The sequence below is a fragment of the Campylobacter coli LMG 9860 genome (genome assembly GCF_000254135.1).
In the GTDB taxonomy this organism is placed as follows: Bacteria; Campylobacterota; Campylobacteria; order Campylobacterales; family Campylobacteraceae; genus Campylobacter_D; species Campylobacter_D coli.
Genome location: NZ_AINS01000130.1, coordinates 1 through 736, shown reverse-complemented (window position 1 = coordinate 736; position 736 = coordinate 1). Strand labels below are relative to the sequence as shown.

The following is a 736-nucleotide window of genomic DNA, read 5'->3' as shown; positions in this document are numbered from 1 at the left end:
TAGAATATAAAGATGGTGATAGCAATGGTGCTTTGGTTTCTGCTATTAATTCTGTTAAAGATACAACCGGAGTTGAAGCTTCTATCGATGAAAATGGTAAGCTTTTACTTACTTCAAGAGATGGTAGAGGGATTAAAATTGAAGGTAATATAGGCAGAGGTGCTTTTATCAATCCAAATATGCTGGAAAATTATGGTCGTTTGTCTTTAGTTAAAAATGATGGTAAAGATATTTTAATCAGTGGAACAAATCTTTCTGCTATAGGTTTTGGAACAAGCAATATGATTTCTCAAGCTTCCGTTTCTTTAAGAGAGTCTAAAGGGCAAATCGATGCAAATGTAGCTGATGCTATGGGCTTTAATTCCGCAAATAAAGGAAATATTTTAGGAGGTTATTCTTCTATTTCTGGTTATATGAGTAGTGCAGGAAGTGGATTTTCTTCAGGTTCGGGTTATTCTATAGGCAGCGGTAAAAATTATTCTACGGGTTTTGCAAATGTAGTAGCTATGTCAACCGCATCTTCTCTTTCTAATGTGTATAATGTATCTGCAGGCTCAGGTTTTTCTAGTCAAAGCGGACTTTCTCAGTTTGCAACCATGAAAACTTCAGCAGGAAATACTCTTGGTGTAAAAGATGAAACCGCAGGTGTTACTACACTTAAGGGTGCTATGGCGGTGATGGATATAGCTGAAACGGCTATAACAAATCTTGATCAAATCAGAGCAGACATTGGTTC

General features: G+C 36.5%; 1 protein-coding gene. It reads left to right on the top strand.

What is annotated here, in order from left to right; all coding sequences use genetic code 11:
* A partial coding sequence (locus CCO88_RS09715) for a flagellin hook IN motif-containing protein (protein ID WP_002840687.1) occupies positions 1 to 736 on the top strand: 736 nt, incomplete at both ends.